Annotated in this window: 1 protein-coding gene and 1 pseudogene; both read left to right on the top strand. The window is 54.0% G+C overall.

The window, feature by feature from the left end; translation table 11 throughout:
- Positions 1-65 precede the first annotated feature (65 nt).
- Positions 66-527, top strand: coding sequence for an anti-virulence regulator CigR family protein (locus tag AC1DRJ_RS30055; protein ID WP_477805321.1), 462 nt, complete (start codon positions 66-68; stop codon positions 525-527).
- Positions 528-644: 117 nt separating this feature from the next.
- Positions 645-896: pseudogene (locus tag AC1DRJ_RS30050) on the top strand (hypothetical protein); the annotation flags it as partial.

Raw genomic sequence — 896 nt, 5'->3', positions numbered from 1 at the left:
TCAGTGTGTCATTTGGTGTGGAGAGTTAAATTCAAAGACGTCCCACTAAGATAAAGGAGCGACATATGTTCAGATTTCGCCCATTGATTGCAGCCGTTACATGCCTTGCGCTGTTCTGCGGCTCAACCACGGCATTAGCCGACCCCGGCAATGGAAAAGGCCAGGGAAACGGCAAGGGCAACCCGCATAACAGTGAAGTTCATGGCAACCAGGGTGGCCAAGGCAAGCATTCCAATGGCAGCGATTGGGATAACGGCCCAACTATCAATCATGCGAACGTTATGGGGATTATTGGCGGGTATCAGGACTACTGGAGTCCCGCGCCTGCCTTGCCGCCTGGCATTCAAAAGAACCTCGCCCGTGGCAAACCACTTCCACCCGGCATTGCCAAAAAACTGGACGGTCGGCTAGTTGGCAGGCTGCCTCATTATGATGGATATGAATGGCAACAAGCGGGCACCGATTTGATATTGGTTGCGCTGGCAACCGGACTTGTTTACGAAGTTCTCAACGGGGCTTTTGATTGATCCGTGGTGGCGAATGCGGTGGGTTCGCAAACACATATTCCTCCTGTCGCGGGACTTGAACTGTCTGGGGTCAAATGCGTCTTAAGCATGCGATATCACAACCCTATGGAAGCAATCATGCTTTTAAAAAACAAGAGTCTCGTTGCTGTAATGTCCTGCGCCCTGATGCTTGCAGCAGCCCCATTACTGCCTGTTGATCTGTCTGTCATGAGCTCCGCCTTTGCGAAGGATGGTGGTGGCGGCGGTAACGGAGGTGGTGGCGGTAACGGTAACGGAGGTGGTGGTGGTCACGGTGGTGGCGTTGGCGGTACAGGCGGTGGTCACGCGGGTCACAGCGGTTCCGATCATTCCGGCGGCTCTCACAGTAAC

This window comes from Pseudomonas sp. P5_B2 (assembly GCF_056400445.1).
Note: the sequence above shows the minus strand (reverse complement) of the source record. Positions and strands in the feature narration are given on the sequence as shown.